The organism is Haliea salexigens DSM 19537, assembly GCF_000423125.1.
GTDB classification, from domain to species: Bacteria; Pseudomonadota; Gammaproteobacteria; order Pseudomonadales; family Halieaceae; genus Haliea; species Haliea salexigens.
Genome location: NZ_AUHJ01000003.1, coordinates 261,354 through 277,303, shown reverse-complemented (window position 1 = coordinate 277,303; position 15,950 = coordinate 261,354). Strand labels below are relative to the sequence as shown.

Sequence of the window (15,950 nt, the reverse complement as noted above, 5' to 3'; positions counted from 1 at the left end):
CAATTCGCCTAATGGTAAGTAGTTATCCCGGTGGAAACAATCGCCACCGGGGTTTAAAACCCGTGTTGGTTCAAGCCTGGCTGGCTTTCGCCTCGTCGGCGCTGGCAGCCAGCATTGCCTCAACCTGAGCCGGATCAACGCGGGTCAGCAGGGGCTCGAACGGTGACAGGCCGTGCTGGAGCAGCGGCCCCCCGGTGAGTGCGGTCCAGTCCAGCGAGCAATTGAGGAACCGTTCGGATTTCTCTGCCATCGCGGGTAGCACCGGCTTCAGGTAGGTCATAAGAACACGAAACAGATTGATCCCCATGCTGCACACGGCGTGAACATCAGCTTCGCGGCCCGCCTCCTTGGCCAATACCCAGGGCTTACGCTCATCAATATACTGATTCGCACGGTCCGCGAGGGCGACGATGGCGCGGATGGCTTTGCTGTATTCGCGCTGCTCGTAGGCCTCGGCGATGGCTTCGCCCTGATCCATGAAGGCCTGCAGCAATTCCGGTTCGGCGCAGTGCGCTGTGGTGGTGTTGTCGAAGCCCTTGCGCAGGAAGCCGGCGCAGCGGCTGGCGATATTGACCACCTTGCCGATGACATCGGCATTCACCCGTTGTACGAAGTCCGTCAGGTTGAGGTCGATATCATCCACCGCGGCACCGAGTTTGGCGGCGAAGTAATAGCGCAGGTATTCCGCATCCAGGTGCTGCAGGTAGGTGCCGGCATTGATGAAGGTGCCGCGGCTCTTGGACATCTTGGTGCCATTGACGGTGAGGAAACCGTGGGCATAGATTGCCGTTGGCGTGCGCAGGCCCGCCGAGTGCAGCATCGCCGGCCAGAACAGACCGTGGAAGTTGATAATGTCCTTGCCGATGAAATGAAACAACTCGGCGTCAGCATCGGCATGCCAGTAGCGGCCGAAGTCGCAGCCCGTGCGCTCGCAGTAGTTCTGGAAACTGGCGATATAGCCGATGGGCGCATCCAGCCACACATAAAAGTACTTGCCGGGCTCGCCGGGAATTTCAAAGCCGAAGTAGGGCGCATCGCGGCTGATATCCCACTCCTGCAGCCCCGCGGCGGTCCACTCGCGCAGCTTGTTGGCAATTTGTGGCTGCAGCGTGCCGGAGTCGATCCAGTCGCCCAGCATGTCCGCGAGTGCGGGCAGGGCAAAGAAAAAGTGGGTTGATTCCTTGTCGATAGGGCGCGCCCCGGAAATGGCTGACACCGGGTCAATGAGGTCCGCGGGGGTGTACGTAGCGCCGCAGGCTTCGCAGTTGTCACCGTACTGCCCAGGGGTTTTGCAGCGCGGGCAGGTACCCTTGATAAAGCGGTCGGCGAGGAACAGTTCCTTCTCCGGGTCAAACGCCTGCACGATATCGCGGCGCGTGATGTGGCCATTGGCCTTGAGGCGGCCGTAGATTTCCTCGCTCCAGTGGCGGTTCTCCGCCGAATGGGTGCTGTAGTAGTTGTCGAAACCGATACAGAACCCAGCCGCATCCTGCTCGTGCTCTGCCTTGATACGGGCGATCTGCTCCTCGGGGGTGATGCCCAGTTTTTCCGCAGTGAGCATGATGGCGGTACCGTGTGCGTCATCGGCGCACACGTAGAGGCAATCGTGGCCACGCGACTTCTGGAAGCGCACCCAGATATCGGTTTGCACCATCTCCAGCATGTGGCCCAAATGCAGTGGGCCGTTGGCGTAAGGTAGGGCGCTGGTCACCAGGATCTTGCGCGCGCGGCTGTCTGGCATGTGCTTCACTATTCCATGCAGTTCAAAAAACGGGGGGCGTACTATAGCGGGTTTGCCTGCGCCAGTCATTGTCGGGGCCCGCCCAACTCCCTATACTGGCGTCCCTCGCGGGTCTCGCTCAGGCCCAGCACTGGTATTCCACGGATCCGGCAGTCATGAACACAATCAAGCACATCATCGCCGTTGCCTCCGGCAAGGGTGGCGTCGGCAAATCGACCACAGCGGTGAACCTGGCGCTGGCGCTGCGGGCGCTGGGGAGCCGCGTGGGGTTGCTGGACGCCGACATCTACGGGCCCAGCCAGCAGCGCATGCTGGGTATTGCCGAGGGTACCAAGCCGGAACAGAAAGATGGGAAATGGCTGCTGCCGGTGATGGCACACGGGCTGAAAACCATGTCCATGGGATTTCTCGCCAGTGAGCGCACACCCATGGTCTGGCGCGGTCCCATGGCGGGCGGTGCACTGGTGCAGATGCTGGAGCAGACCCTCTGGGGCGAGCTGGACTATCTGGTGATCGACATGCCGCCCGGTACCGGTGATATACAGCTTACCCTGTCGCAGAAAGCCACGGTCGCCGGTGCGGTGATCGTCACCACGCCCCAGGATATTGCCCTGCTGGATGCCCGCAAGGGTATCGAGATGTTTCGCAAGGTGGATGTTCCCATTCTCGGCATCCTTGAGAACATGGCCGTGCACGTGTGCAGCCAGTGTGGCCATGCCGAGCATATTTTCGGCAGCGCCGGTGGTGAGCGGGTCTCGGCGGATTACGGTGTGCCGCTGCTGGCCAGCCTGCCCTTGGCCCTGTCCATCCGCGAGCAGACTGACAGCGGCACCCCGACGGTTGTCGCGGCGCCGGAATCTCCGGAAGCGCAGTTGTATCTTGCAGCTGCCCGGGCCATTGACGCGACCCTCGCGGGCGCGGCCTCGGGCGGCGATGCCGGGGGTCCCACCATACGAATCAGCGACGACTGAACGGAGCGTATTGCAGCGTGAGCATCAAGGCAGATAAATGGATACGCCGTATGGCGGAGCAGCAGGGCATGATTGAGCCCTTTGAACCGGGTCAGGTGCGCAGCGACGGCGATCGCCGGCTTATTTCCTACGGCACATCGAGCTACGGTTACGATGTGCGCTGCTCGGATCATTTCAAGGTGTTCACCAACATCAATTCCGCAACCGTAGACCCGAAAGCCTTCGATGAAAACAGCTTTGTCGACGTGCGTGGCGATGTGTGCGTGATTCCGCCGAACTCTTTCGCGCTGGCGGTGACGGTGGAGTATTTCCGCATACCGCGCAACGTGCTGACCATTTGCCTGGGCAAGTCGACCTATGCCCGCTGTGGCATCATCGTCAACGTGACGCCTCTGGAGCCGGAATGGGAAGGGCACGTGACGCTGGAATTCTCCAACACCACTACCCTGCCGGCGAAGATATACGCGAATGAAGGCGTCGCGCAGATGCTGTTTTTCGAGTCGGATGAGGTGTGTGAAACCAGCTACCGCGATCGCGGAGGCAAGTACCAGGGCCAGCGCGGCGTCACGTTGCCGCGCGCCTGAGGCACATTTCAGGGAGTGGCGGTGGCCTGTAGCGGTGTGCCGCCCATGCTGCCTTCGGCGAGCAACACTTCCACCGGCTTGTCGTCTTCCACGTGGATGGTTTTGACCATCAGGTAATCCCACTCCGGCGCCAGCCACATGTCGGACTCGCGGTCCGGTTCTTCATGTAGCCGCTCGAAGTGCAGCGTGTTCACCGGGCCCAGCGGGGTGTCCAGAATCTCTTCGCCCACATACACCAGCTCGTAGTCGCGAATGCGCTTGCCGTCGGCAATGCGGACCTGCAGGTTTTCCTTCGGGTTCTCCTTCGCCATCAATTGCAGGCGCAGCTGTTCCTGCTGGCTCATGCGGTCCAGCGTGCCCTCGGTGTAGGGCAATTCGTACCATTCATCCTTGTAGAAGCTGCGCACGGTATCGGCGCCAGGCGTGAAATGCACCTCGCGACGGCGGTTGATCAGGCCTGTGCCCTGGTAAATGTAGGATTTTGGGTGAATCTCCGTGCCCTCAACGTTGAACACCGCCACTTCGTGGAAGCCCACGACCAGAAGCGTGCCGCCGTTGGTCAGCGTGTAGCGGCCCTCACCCTCGGCTTTCAGCTCGCGCTCCAGCGTCACCGTCATGCCCCGCGCCGACGTGGAGTATTTGACCAGGTAGGGCTGCAGCTCAGGTTCTGCAGATGCTGTGGCCCGGGCCGGGCCCGCGGCTAACGCGGCACTAAGGGCGGCTCCCAGCAGCAGCGCCATCAGCGTTGACGGGCGGCCGGTAGTGAAGCCCATTCGCGGGAATCTTCTGGCCATCGAAATGTGCTCCTTGTTTGTCCAGTGTGAGCCTGCCCTGCAGGAACCAGCGGGCGGCCAACGGGTATATGGCGTGCTCCATCTCCAGAACGCGCAGCGCGAGGCTGTCCGCGGTGTCATGGGCCTGTATCGGGACACGCGCCTGCAGTACGGGTGGGCCACCGTCCAGCTCGGGGGTGACAAAGTGGACGGTGCTTCCGGCCTCACTGTCTCCGGCGTCAATGGCCCGCTGGTGTGTGTGCAGCCCCGGGTACTTGGGCAACAATGACGGATGAATGTTCAATAATCTACCGGCAAAAGGTGTGATAAATACCGGCGTTAGAATGCGCATGAACCCCGCCAGGGCCACCAGATCCGGTTGCGCCTGCTGGAGCCTCGCCACCAGTGCGCTATCGAACGCCTCGCGGTCTGGGAAATCTGCGTGGGCGATGCATGCGGTTTCGATACCGGCCTCCCGCGCGCTGCGCAAGCCCTCTGCATCAGCACGGTTGCTGATGACCAGACAGACTTCCGCAGGCAGGGCACCGCTGTTGCAGGCGTCAATCAGGGCGTGCATATTGGAACCGCGACCGGAGATAAGCACCGCAATGCGGCCGGGTGATCTCCCCGACATCAGGCCAGTTCCACCCCGTGCTCGCCGTGCTCAATCGTGCCCAGCTGCCATGCCGTCAAGCCCTCACGGGCGAGCAGATCGAGCGTGGTGCGGGTAGCGGACGGTGCGACACACAGCACCATGCCCACGCCGCAATTGAAGGTGCGGTACATCTCGGGCGTGGCGACGTTTCCCTGTTCCTGCAGCCACTGGAAAATCGGTGGCCAGGACCAGCTTGCGGTGTCCACCACCGCGCGGCAGTCAGCCGGCAGTACCCGCGGCAGGTTCTCCGGCAAGCCGCCGCCGGTGATGTGGCTCAGTGCCTTGACCTCAACCTCGCCAAACAGGGCGAGCAATGCCTTGACGTAAATCAGCGTGGGCGTGAGCAGGGTTTCACCCAGAGTGCTGTCGCCGAAGGGCTGTTGCAGGGACGCGCCGCTGACCTCCAATATCTTGCGGATCAGTGAGTAGCCGTTGGAGTGCGGGCCGCTGCTGGCGATGGCAATCAGCGTGTCGCCGGCCTCGACCTTGCTGCCGTCAATAATGTCGGCCTTTTCCACCACGCCAACGCAGAAGCCCGCCAGGTCGTAGTCTTCGCCTTCGTACATGCCGGGCATTTCGGCGGTTTCTCCACCCACCAGTGCGCAGCCCGCGAGCTCGCAGCCCTGGCCGATGCCGCTGACAACGGCGGCGGCCGTGTCGATATTCAGGGCACCGGTGGCGTAGTAGTCGAGGAAAAACAGCGGCTCGGCACCTGCCACCACCAGATCGTTGACGCACATCGCGACCAGGTCGATGCCGATGGTGTCGTGTATGCCCATCTCAAGCGCAAGGCGCAGCTTGGTGCCGACGCCATCGGTGCCAGAGACCAGAACTGGCTGCCGGTAGCCGGCGGGTATTTCGCAGAGCGCGCCAAAACCACCCAGGCCGCCCAGTACTTCCGGGCGAGCAGTGCGTCGGGAAACGTGTTTGATGCGCTCCACCAGTGCATTGCCGGCGTCGATATTCACGCCGGCATCTTTGTAGCTGAGGGCTTTGCCCTGATTGTCTGTGCTCATGGTGTGCGAGGTCCGATTCGGTTGCTGGCTGCTGCCGTGGCAGGGGGCGTATTCTAGCCCTAATCGCGGAGCGATTCACGCCTGCGGCAATTTTCACGCCGATGCAGCTCCACTTCCCCCGCTGCTGTTACAATGGCCTTTTTCCTGATTCGCCGGAGGCCATTTTGGGTGCGCCCCTCAAGTGGGTGGCAGCAAGCCTGTTACTCGTGGTGTGTAATGCGTTTCCGGCAGAGCTGGTACGCGATCTGTACGTGGCCGATGTGCCGGTTGCCAATCGCGATGAAGCGGAGCTTGCGCGCGCCGCCGAGGAAGGTTTGGCGCAGGTGCTGGTCAAGGTGTCCGGGTCGGTGGACGTGCTGGCGCGTCCCGAGGTCGCGGGGGCGCTGCAATCCGCGCGGGCGCGGGTGCAGCAATATTCCTACAACCGGATTGACAGCGGCGACGCGGCACTGTCCGCCCGGGTGGAGTTTGACCCGGCTCAGGTGCGCGATTTGCTGCTGAGCGCGGGAGCCCCCATCTGGACCGCGACCCGCCCCGCTGTTCTCGTCTGGTTGGTGGTGGAAGAGGCCGGTCAACGCAGTTTTGTCAGCCCGGGGGCGCATCCGGAACTGGCTGCCGAGCTCACCGAAGGCTTCCGCCGCCGGGGCGTTCCGTTGCGCTTTCCGCTGCTTGACCTCACCGACGCCGCAGCGCTTGACCCCGCCGAAGCCTGGCACCTGCCGTCGCCTCTGTTGATCGCCGCCTCTACACGCTATCGCGCCACCGAGGTGCTGGCCGGGCGTGTGGCAAAACTGGCGGCGGGCGATGTGGTCGGTGACTGGGCTTATCTGTCCACGCAGGGGCGGCAGGACCGCAGTGCCACGCGTACGGACGCGAATAGTTTCTTGCGCGGCGGGGTCGATCTGGTGGTGGAAGATATGGCGGCGCGCTATGCCATTAGCGGCGCCGATGCCGGCGATACCCTGTTGCTGAACGTGAGTGGGGTGGCGGGCTACGCCGACTACGCGGCGATCATGAGCTGGCTGGAGAGCCTGGAGCCTATCCGGCAGGCGCGCGTGACCGCGCTGGATAAAGACAGGCTGACTCTCGCTGTTGTGGCGGCGGCAGACGCCTCCCAGCTGGCTTCAATCATCGAGTTGAACCCCCGTATGCGACCGGCCGCGGCCGGCACCGGAAAAGGACTGAATTACCTGTGGCGCAACTAGAACCCGACAGCCAGTTGCCCGTGCAGCGCTGGCCCCTGGCCCTGGCGCTGCTCGTGGCGCTGTCTTTGGCCTTCTACCTGTTACAGCCCATTTTGCTGCCGTTTGTACTCGGGGCTTTGATCGGCTATCTGGGCGATCCGGTGGTGGATGCGCTGGAACGCCGCAAGCTCGGGCGTACGGCAGGGGTGTTGGTGGTTTTCGTCCTGTTTTCCGGCCTGATTGTGGTCGGGATGCTCGTTGCCGTACCGTTGGTGCTACAGCAGTTGGATGCCCTGATCCAGAAAATACCTGCTTTATATCAATGGCTTACGCAGACGCTCGTGCCCTGGCTGCGCGATCGTTTGAGTGTGCCTGCGGCCCAGCTGCCGCAGATCGACTGGTCCGGGCAGCTTGCCGAGCACTGGCAGTCCCTGGGTAAGGTGACGGCGTCCACCCTGAAAAGCCTAACCGGCTCAGGTGCCGGGTTTCTCGCCGGCTTGTTCAATCTCGCGCTGGTGCCGGTGGTGGCCTTCTACCTCATGCGCGACTGGGACATCCTCATGGAAAAGGCGCTGGGTATCGTGCCGGTTGCCTGGCACAAGAACGCGATTGCTCTGGTGCGGGAAGCAGACGAGGTGCTGAGTGCGTTTCTGCGCGGCCAGTTCCTGGTCATGTGCTCGCTGGGGGTGATCTACAGCACTGGCCTGTGGCTCGTCGGGGTGCAGTTCGCGCTGGTGCTCGGCGTTGTTGCGGGGCTTGCCAGCATTGTGCCCTACCTCGGGTTTGTCGTCGGTATTCTGGCGTCCTGCGTGCTGGCGTATGTGCAGTTCCAGGAGTGGACAATCCTGCTCTGGGTCGCGCTGGTGTTCGGCGTGGGCCAGGTGCTGGAAAGTGTGCTGTTGACCCCGGTGCTGGTGGGCGATCGCATTGGCTTGCACCCGGTGGCGGTAATCTTTGCCCTGATGGCCGGTGGACAGATTGCGGGCTTTGTCGGCGTGTTGGTCGCGCTGCCGGTGTCGGCGGTTATTATGGTTTTCGTGCGCCACGCCATGGCCTACTACCGTGCCAGCCAGCTTTACAGCGGGGATTGAGGCGGTGTCTGCTGTGCCCGCCCGGCAGCTGGCCCTGAACGTACGGCTGCGGGATGACGCGACCTTCGCCAGTTTTCTGGGCGCCGCGGTGCACGAGCCACTGTTGGCCGCATTGCAGGCCCAGTGCATGGCGGAGGGGGAGCCGACCCTGTATCTGTTTGGTCCCGCCGGCAGCGGCAAGTCGCATCTGCTGCAGGCGGCCTGCCACCTGTGTCCGGGGAGTAGCTCCTATTTGCCTCTGGCAGATCTGGGCAACTTGCCGGCCGCAGAGTTGCTCGGTGGGCTCGAAGGCCAGCGCCTGCTGTGCATCGACGATCTTGACCGGGTGGCTGGCCAGCCGGAGTGGGAGGAGGCCCTGTTCCACCTGTTCAATCGCGCCCGCGAGAACCGCTGCCGGCTGGTGTTTGCTGCGGATAGCAGTCCTCGCCAGCTGCCCGTGTTGCTGGCCGACCTGCGCTCCCGGCTGGGTTGGGGGCCGGTATTTCAGCTGCCCGCACCGGACGATGCCGGCATGCAGGCTATCCTGCAGTTCCGTGCTCGTTGTCGCGGGCTCGATATGCCCCTGGAAGTCAGCCGTTTCCTGGTGAGTCGCGCGCCGCGCGACATGGCGTCGCTGATGCACGTGCTGGAGACGCTGGATGCCCGTTCGCTGGCCGACCAGCGCGCACTCACGGTGCCTTTCGTCAAGGGTGTGCTCGGCCTCTAGCGCGAGAAATATTCCCAATCAAGACTGTGAATTATTTAGCCTTGTTGTGGTGGCGAATGAGAGATGACTCTGTATCATTACGTAATGGCCAATGAAATAGGGGGCCGTGTCATGCAATCAGGAGAGAGTGTAATGAAAAAACAATTTTTCGCCGGTGTTGCTGCAATCGCAGCCACTGCATCCATGTCTGTTGCGCCGGTTTCTGCCGAGGTCCCGCTGACACTCAACGCTGGCATCGGTCAGTTCGTGTTCGATGGCGACCGTCGGTTGAAAGACACTGAAACTCCGGTTGTTGGCCTCGAGTGGGCTTTTACCGATAACTGGGCCGCTGAGGTCATGTACGCCGAAGACAGCACGCGTTACAACGACGGTACGGAAACCGACGTCGCTGCGTGGCAGGTGGGCATGATGTATTACACCGGCAGCTACATCGGCGGCGGCAATCGCGTCCGTCCTTACTTGGCTTTCGGCATGGGTGAAATCGATATCGACGCTGACCTGTTCGACACCGTTGAAACCACAGCCAACGCCGGCGGTGGTTTGCGCTGGATGCTGACACCGCGTTTCGGTGCCCGCCTTGACGCGCGCATGCTGCACAGCCTGGACGAGAGCGAAAACGACTTCCTGCTCACCGCTGGCCTGAACTACTACTTCGGTAAAGTGGAAGAAGACGCCGCGCCGGTCGTGGTTGCGGCGGCTCCTGTGGATTCTGATGGCGACGGCGTAAACGACGATCGCGACCAGTGCCCCGGCACAGCCGCTGGCACGCGTGTAGACGCAACTGGCTGCCCGCTGCCGGTAACCCAGGTGGCGTCCATCAAGCTGAAAGTCAACTTCGACTTTGATTCAACCAAAGTCAAAGAGATGTACTTCAACGACATCAGCGAGCTGGCGGAATTCCTGAAGCGCTTCAACGACCTGCAGGTTGATGTTGAAGGTCACACCGACAGCGTCGGCCCAGAAAACTACAACCAGCAACTCTCGCAGCGTCGTGCACAGGCTGTGGTTGACCTCCTGGTGAATCAGCACGGTATCAGCGCTGACCGCCTGGAAGCTGTAGGTTACGGCGAAGCGCGCCCGGTCGCCAGCAACGACACCAGCGAAGGTCGTGCTGCAAACCGCCGTGTAATGGCAACGCTGGAAGTTGAATACAAGAAGTAAGCCGGCGCCCTGAATCTGCTGGCTGCAGGGCGACTATTCAGCGCAGCTGAAAGTCGTCCGCATCCAGCTGGCAGGGGAAACGCGTACGGTACGCAAGTAGATCGGCACTGTTCAGAGTAATACTGGCAGTGCCGTTTTTGTTTTCAAGGTCAGCCAGCATGCTGCCATCGGCGGCGATCGCCAGGCTATCCCCCGAATACCCAATGCCTTTGGCATCTTGCCCCACACGATTCACGCCCACCACACAGGCAGCGTTTTCGATGGCACGTGCTGGAAGCAGGGCACGCCAGTGTGTGCGCCGCGCAGCGGGCCAGTTGGCCACGTACAGAGCCAGGTCGTAGTCCTCCCGGTTTCTGCTGAACACGGGAAAGCGCAGGTCGTAACAGACCTGGAGCAACACCCGCCAGCCACGCCAGGCCACGGTAACGCGCTGTTGGCCAGCGCCGTAACGTTCGTGCTCACCCGCCATGCGAAACAGGTGGCGCTTGTCATAGTGGCTGACGCTGCCGTCGGGTGTGACAAACAGCATGCGATTGTAGACCTGGTCTTCGCAGCGCACTGCGATGCTGCCGGTGAGGGCACAATCGTGCTGTGCGGCCAGCCGCAGCATCCAGCACTCCGTAGCGCCGCCGGGTAATTCGGCATTGGCCAGTGCGTTCATGGAAAAACCGGTGGTGAACATTTCCGGCAGGACGATGAGGTCCGTTCCACCGGCGCTTTTCTCGAGCAGTGCTTCGAGGTGGCGCCGGTTGTCTTCGGGGGCCTCCCAGGCCAGTTCGCACTGCACCAGGGTGACATTCAGATTTTGCATAGTCGCTCCGCGGCCTGCTGCAGCACGGCGTCCTGCTTGGCAAAACAGAAGCGCAAAAGCCGCTGTGCAGGCGGTTGCTGGTAAAACACCGATACGGGTATGGAGGCAACGCCCACCTCCCGGGTCCACGCTTCACAGAGCTGAACATCGGCGCTGTCGCTGAGTGCAGCATAGTCCAGTAGCTGAAAATAGCTGCCGGCACTGGGTGTGAGGCGTAGCGCCGAACCGGCGAGGGCACGATTGAACAGATCGCGCTTGTGCTGGTATCGCGCCGCCAGCGTCAACGGGTAATCGGGCTCGGCGCGCATGAATTCAGCCAGTGCCTGCTGCACCGGGGTGACGGCGACAAAGCAGACATACTGGTGGATTTTACGCAGTTCTGCCGTGAGCGCAGGGGGCGCTACGCAGTAGCCGGTTTTCCAGCCGGTGACACCGTAGGTTTTGCCGAAGGAGAATACGGCAAAAGTGGCCGCGCGCAGAGCGTCGAATTGCAGTGCACTGTGGTGCGTGCGTCCATCGTAAATCAGGTATTCATAGACCTCGTCGCTCACCACCAGCAGGCCGTGCCTGGCGACCAGTCTGTTCAGGGTTTCGAGGTCCTCCCGTGCCAGCGCTGCGCCGGTAGGATTGTGAGGCGAGTTGATGACCAGCATGCGCGTGCGCCTGGAAATGGCGGCCTCGATACAGGCCCAGTTGGGCATGAACGTCACGGGGTCTAGCGGCACATGTACCGGAACACCACCTGCCAGCAGCACCGCGGGTCGATAGCTGTCGTAGCAGGGGTCGAGCAGAATTACTTCGTCGCCGGCGGACACGCAGGCGGTGATGGCGCAGTAGATCGCTTCGGTGGCGCCCGGCAGTACGGTGATTTCAGTGTCTGCGTCGCACACTACGCCGCGATGATGTGCCAGTTGCCCAGCGATCGCTTCGCGCAATGCGGGTAGCCCCGCCATCGGTGCGTACTGGTTGTGCCCTTCCAGCGCCTGCCGGGCCAGCGCCTGTCGCAAGCGCTCGGGTGCGGGGAAATCGGGAAAGCCCTGCGACAGGTTCAATGCGCCACATTCGCTCGCCAGAGCGGACATGTGCGAGAAGATGGTGGTGCCAACCGCCGGGAGTTTGCTCTCTAACATGCGCGTCCTAGAGCTGGGTATCCAGCGGCAATTCGGTGGTGTTCTTGATTTCAGTCACCGCCATGTGGGAGTGCAACTCCCGAATGCCGGGGCTGGTGGTCAGCGTGTTGCGCACGAAGTCTTCATAATGACGGATGTCGCGGGTAACAATCTTCAGCATGTAGTCCCAGATGCCGGTCATGGTATAGCACTCGACCACTTCGGGGTGATCGACGATTTCGGTTTCGAAGCTCACCAGGTTCTGGCGCCCGGTGGCGGTCAGGTTGATGGTGGCGAACACCACCACATCCATACCCAACTGTGCGCGATCCAGCAGCGCGACACGCCGCCGGATAATGCCTTCTTCCTCCAGGCGGTTGATGCGGCGCCAGCAGGGTGACTGGGACAGGTTGATCCTGTCGGCGATGCTGGCGGTGCTGGTGGTGGCATCCCGCTGCAGTAGTTTCAGTATCTCAATGTCCTGAGGGGCGAGCATGATGGTTGTTTTACCCTGTAATTGCTTAACGGCTGCATAATTTATGCACAATATCGTGTAAAAGGCCACCAAATCAAATAACAAATCCTTTCCGTCTGGCGCAGAATCTCAGGTCCGTGCAGGAGCAGTGATTATGGCAACCGACAACCGCAAGGCTCTCAGGAAAGTATCGCTGGACGACAAGTACGCCCTCGACACGGCGCGTGCCTACATGACCGGGATTGAAGCGCTGGTCAGGCTGCCTATGTTGCAGCAGCAGCGCGACCGCCGCGCCGGCCTCAACACCGCGGGCTTCATATCTGGCTATCGGGGCTCCCCGGTCGGTGGCGTTGATCAGGCGATGTGGAAAGCCGAGCCCTGGCTGAAGCGTCACAATATCCACTTTCAGGCCGGGTTGAACGAGGACCTTGCCGCGACCTCGGTGTGGGGCAGCCAGCAGACCAACCTGTTTGCCGGGGCGCGCTACGATGGCGTGTTCGGCATGTGGTATGGCAAGGGGCCGGGGGTTGATCGCAGCATGGATGTGATCAAACATGCCAATGCATTTGGCACATCGCGCTACGGCGGTGTGCTGGCGGTGGCAGGGGATGACCATGCCTGCAAGTCTTCAACACTGCCGCACCAGTCGGAGCACATGTTCATCGGTGCCTCGGTGCCCGTGTTGAGCCCGGCCAATGTGCAGGAAGTACTCGACCTGGGCATTTTCGGTTGGGAATTATCGCGCTATAGCGGCTGTTGGGTGGCGTTGAAAGCCATCACCGAAAACATGGATTCAGCCATTTCTGCGGACATCGATCCCGACCGTATCAACATCGTCATGCCCGAAGACTTCCAGATGCCCGCCGATGGCGTGCATGCGCGCTGGCCGGACAAGCCGCTGGAACAGGAGTTGCGGCTCAACAAGTTCAAGATCTATGCGGCGCGGGAGTTCGCACGTGTCAACGGCATCAACCGTGTGGTAGTGGATTGCCCTAAGCCGCGACTGGGTATTATCACTTCGGGCAAGGCCTATCTGGACGTCATGCAGGCGCTGGAGGATATGGGTATCGACGATGCGGTGGCCGCCGAAATCGGCCTGCGCGTCTACAAGGTCGGTATGCCCTGGCCCCTCGAGCCGCGTATGACCCACGACTTCGCCGAAGGTCTGGAAGAGATTCTGGTGGTGGAGGAAAAGCGTTCCATCATCGAAGACCAGCTGACCGGCCAGCTGTACAACTACCCGGTGGCGGCGCGCCCCCGCGTGATCGGCGAGTTCGACGAAGCCGGCAGGGACCTCCTGCCCAACCTGGCCGAGTTGACGCCGGCGATGGTTGCTCTGGCGATCGCCAGTCGTATCCGCCGCTTCTACCAGTCGGAAACCATGGATCAGCGTATCCGCTGGATCGAGGGGAAGGAGCGATCACTCGCCCAGCCGCGGGACACCATCGAGCGTGTGCCGCACTTCTGCTCCGGCTGCCCGCACAATACCTCGACCAAGGTCCCTGAAGGCAGCCACGCCCTTGGTGGCATAGGCTGTCATTACATGGCCACCTGGATGCCTGACCGGCAAACCCATACGTTCACGCAAATGGGGGGCGAGGGGGCGACGTGGATTGGCCAGGCGCCGTTCACCGATACCCAACATGTGTTCCAGAATCTTGGTGACGGCACCTATTTCCACTCGGGTATTCTCGCCATTCGGGCAGCGGTCGCCGCCGGGGTGAACATCACTTACAAGATTCTCTATAACGACGCGGTCGCCATGACCGGGGGGCAGCCTATTGATGGCAGCCTGTCGGTGGGTGACCTGGTGCGCCAGGTCGCGGCGGAGGGTGTGCAGCGCATTGCCCTCGTGAGTGATCATCCGGAAGCCTGGAACGGTCAGTTTCATGGCGTCACCAGTTATTACAGTCTGCATGATCGCAGCGAGATGGACACCTTGCAGCGCGAATTGCGCGAGTATCGCGGCACCTCGGTGATCGTTTACGTGCAAACCTGCGCGGCGGAAAAGCGCCGTCGACGCAAGAAGGGCGTGTTGGAGGACCCGGCTAAGCGCTTGTTCATCAACGATGCGGTCTGCGAGGGTTGCGGGGATTGCAGCATCAAGTCCAATTGCCTGTCGGTGCTGCCGAAGGAAACCGAGCTGGGCCGCAAACGCAAAATCGACCAGAGCTCCTGCAACAAAGACTACAGCTGCGCCAATGGCTTTTGCCCGAGCTTCGTGTCGGTCGTTGGCGGCAAGCTGCGCAAGCCCGAGGGCGCCGGCGGTGGCGTGGAAGGCCTGTTCGACCCGCTTCCCGAACCGCAGTTGCCAGAGCTCGAGCGGCCCTGGAACACCGTGGTGACGGGCGTGGGCGGTACCGGTGTGCTGACCATTACAGCCCTGGTGGCCATGGCGGCACACATTGAAGGCAAGGGTTGTGCGACCATGAACCAGACGGGTCTGGCGCAGAAGTTTGGCGCCGTGGTCAGTCATGTGCGGGTCAGCGCCAATCAGGAAGACATCAAGGCGGTGCGTATTCCCGCCGGAGAGGCCGACTTGCTGCTCGGTTGTGACCTGGTGGTGACTTCCACCTATGAAGCACTGGGCAAGGTGGCGCACGGCCGCACCCACGCCGTTGTCAACGATGCCGAAGTGCCTACTTCCGCCTTTATTCTCGACCCGGATGCGCGCTTCCCCACCAGCGCCATGAAAGCCAAGGTGAGTGATGAGGTCGGCGATTCGGCGGCGTTCTTCATTGATGCCACGCGCATCGCCACGCAGCTGCTGGGCGACTCGATAGCCGCGAACCTGTTCCTGCTTGGTTACGCCTGGCAACAGGGCCTGGTGCCCGTTTCCGCCGCCGCTCTGGAGGAGGCCATTGAGTTGAATGCGGTGGCGGTCAATTTCAATAAACAGGCATTCCTGTGGGGACGCCGCTGTGCCGATCAGCCCGAGCGCGTGCTCGCGCTGGTGGATGAGCTGGCGCCGCCCGCGGCACCGCGCCTCGAGTTGGTGGATGAGATTGTTGCCGACCGCACGGTGCGACTTGCGGACTACCAGGACGCGGCCTACGCGGAACGCTACCGGCAATTGGTAGAGCGTGTGCGCGCCGCGGATCCCCGGGCAGAAAAGCCGGGTAGCCTCAGCGCCACCGTGGCCCGTGTGCTTCACAAGCTGATGGCCTACAAAGACGAGTACGAAGTGGCCAGGCTGTACAGCAATGGCGAGTTCCTGCGCAAGCTCGAGCAGCAGTTCGAGGGGGATTTTGAACTGCGTTTCAACCTCGCGCCTCCCTTGTTCAGCAAGCGCGACCCTGCTACCGGCCACTTGGTCAAGCAGGAGTTCGGCCCGTGGATGCTGACCGCTTTTGCTTGGCTCGCACGACTGCGGCGCCTGCGTGGAACACGCTTCGATATTTTCGGCTATACCGCTGAGCGCCGGCAGGAGCGGGCGGATATTGATGACTACCTCAGCCTGCTCGACGAGTTGCTCTCCGGCTTGAGCGAAGACAACTACGCGGAAGCGGTGGAACTGGCGTCGCTGCCCGCTCGGCTGCGCGGCTTCGGCCACATCAAGGACCGCAACCGCGAGCAGCTGGCCGGGCAACGCGCCCAGCTTTTGCGTCGTTTCCGTGGCGAAGCCGTGGACACGGTCACCATTGTCAACGCTGCCTGACTAACGCAGGCAGCT

General features: G+C 61.9%; 14 protein-coding genes. 7 read left to right on the top strand and 7 right to left on the bottom strand.

The window, feature by feature from the left end:
* Window positions 1-70 precede the first annotated feature (70 nt).
* Window positions 71-1,741, bottom strand: a complete 1,671-nt coding sequence (gene metG, locus G533_RS20655; RefSeq protein ID WP_084638816.1) for a methionine--tRNA ligase — start codon at window positions 1,739-1,741, stop codon at window positions 71-73.
* 155 nt (window positions 1,742-1,896) lie between these two features.
* Between metG and apbC the strand changes: the two genes are divergently transcribed.
* Both apbC and dcd read left to right on the top strand, forming a co-directional pair.
* Entirely contained in the window at window positions 1,897-2,712 is an 816-nt protein-coding gene (gene apbC, locus G533_RS20650; protein ID WP_051229998.1) for an iron-sulfur cluster carrier protein ApbC, read from the top strand.
* A gap of 17 nt (window positions 2,713-2,729) precedes the next feature.
* Window positions 2,730-3,296 (top strand): dCTP deaminase, encoded by a 567-nt coding sequence (gene dcd, locus G533_RS0105515; RefSeq protein WP_027949108.1) that lies wholly within the window; start codon window positions 2,730-2,732, stop codon window positions 3,294-3,296.
* 8 nt (window positions 3,297-3,304) lie between these two features.
* Here the strand turns inward: dcd and G533_RS20645 are convergent, their stop codons facing one another.
* Genes G533_RS20645 through purM form a run of 3 tightly spaced genes read right to left on the bottom strand, consistent with a single transcriptional unit; the run spans window position 3,305 to window position 5,740 of the window.
* On the bottom strand, window positions 3,305-4,090 hold the full coding sequence (locus G533_RS20645; protein WP_240472379.1) for a DUF3108 domain-containing protein: 786 nt from the start codon (window positions 4,088-4,090) through the stop codon (window positions 3,305-3,307).
* Window positions 4,008-4,703: a phosphoribosylglycinamide formyltransferase gene (gene purN, locus G533_RS20640; RefSeq protein WP_051229997.1), complete on the bottom strand. Its 696-nt coding sequence runs from the start codon at window positions 4,701-4,703 to the stop codon at window positions 4,008-4,010. Before purN ends, G533_RS20645 begins: the two co-directional genes overlap by 83 nt.
* The gene (purM, locus tag G533_RS0105500) at window positions 4,703-5,740 is read right to left on the bottom strand and encodes a phosphoribosylformylglycinamidine cyclo-ligase (RefSeq protein WP_027949107.1); all 1,038 of its coding nucleotides are present in this window, start codon (window positions 5,738-5,740) and stop codon (window positions 4,703-4,705) included. The genes purN and purM overlap by 1 nt, the downstream gene beginning before the upstream one ends.
* Before the next feature lie 164 nt (window positions 5,741-5,904).
* On the opposite strand from purM, the gene G533_RS0105495 reads away from it, so the two are divergent.
* The 4 genes from G533_RS0105495 (at window position 5,905) to G533_RS20635 (ending at window position 9,882) form a co-directional block, all read left to right on the top strand.
* Window positions 5,905-6,945 carry a DUF2066 domain-containing protein gene (locus G533_RS0105495; RefSeq protein WP_158413395.1) on the top strand — a complete coding sequence of 347 codons (1,041 nt, stop codon included), beginning with the start codon at window positions 5,905-5,907 and terminating at the stop codon, window positions 6,943-6,945.
* Window positions 6,933-8,015: an AI-2E family transporter gene (locus tag G533_RS0105490; protein WP_027949105.1), complete on the top strand. Its 1,083-nt coding sequence runs from the start codon at window positions 6,933-6,935 to the stop codon at window positions 8,013-8,015. The genes G533_RS0105495 and G533_RS0105490 overlap by 13 nt, the downstream gene beginning before the upstream one ends.
* Window positions 7,987-8,721, top strand: a complete 735-nt coding sequence (gene hda / locus G533_RS0105485) for a DnaA regulatory inactivator Hda (protein ID WP_205622552.1) — start codon at window positions 7,987-7,989, stop codon at window positions 8,719-8,721. The genes G533_RS0105490 and hda overlap by 29 nt, the downstream gene beginning before the upstream one ends.
* 132 nt (window positions 8,722-8,853) lie before the next feature.
* Entirely contained in the window at window positions 8,854-9,882 is a 1,029-nt protein-coding gene (locus G533_RS20635; RefSeq protein WP_051229995.1) for an OmpA family protein, read from the top strand.
* 37 nt (window positions 9,883-9,919) lie between these two features.
* On the opposite strand, the gene G533_RS0105475 is transcribed toward G533_RS20635, so the two are convergent.
* From G533_RS0105475 to G533_RS0105465, 3 genes are read right to left on the bottom strand one after another with little or no spacing between them, the layout of a single operon-like run.
* Window positions 9,920-10,693 (bottom strand): amidohydrolase, encoded by a 774-nt coding sequence (locus G533_RS0105475; RefSeq protein WP_027949103.1) that lies wholly within the window; start codon window positions 10,691-10,693, stop codon window positions 9,920-9,922.
* A complete protein-coding gene (locus G533_RS0105470) occupies window positions 10,681-11,823 on the bottom strand; it encodes a methionine aminotransferase (protein ID WP_027949102.1) in 1,143 nt (380 codons plus the stop codon). Before G533_RS0105470 ends, G533_RS0105475 begins: the two co-directional genes overlap by 13 nt.
* Window positions 11,824-11,830: 7 nt before the next feature.
* Window positions 11,831-12,298, bottom strand: a complete 468-nt coding sequence (locus G533_RS0105465) for an Lrp/AsnC family transcriptional regulator (protein WP_035526670.1) — start codon at window positions 12,296-12,298, stop codon at window positions 11,831-11,833.
* A gap of 133 nt (window positions 12,299-12,431) precedes the next feature.
* On the opposite strand from G533_RS0105465, the gene G533_RS0105460 reads away from it, so the two are divergent.
* Window positions 12,432-15,935, top strand: a complete 3,504-nt coding sequence (locus tag G533_RS0105460) for an indolepyruvate ferredoxin oxidoreductase family protein (protein ID WP_027949100.1) — start codon at window positions 12,432-12,434, stop codon at window positions 15,933-15,935.
* The last annotated feature ends 15 nt before the right edge of the window (window positions 15,936-15,950 follow it).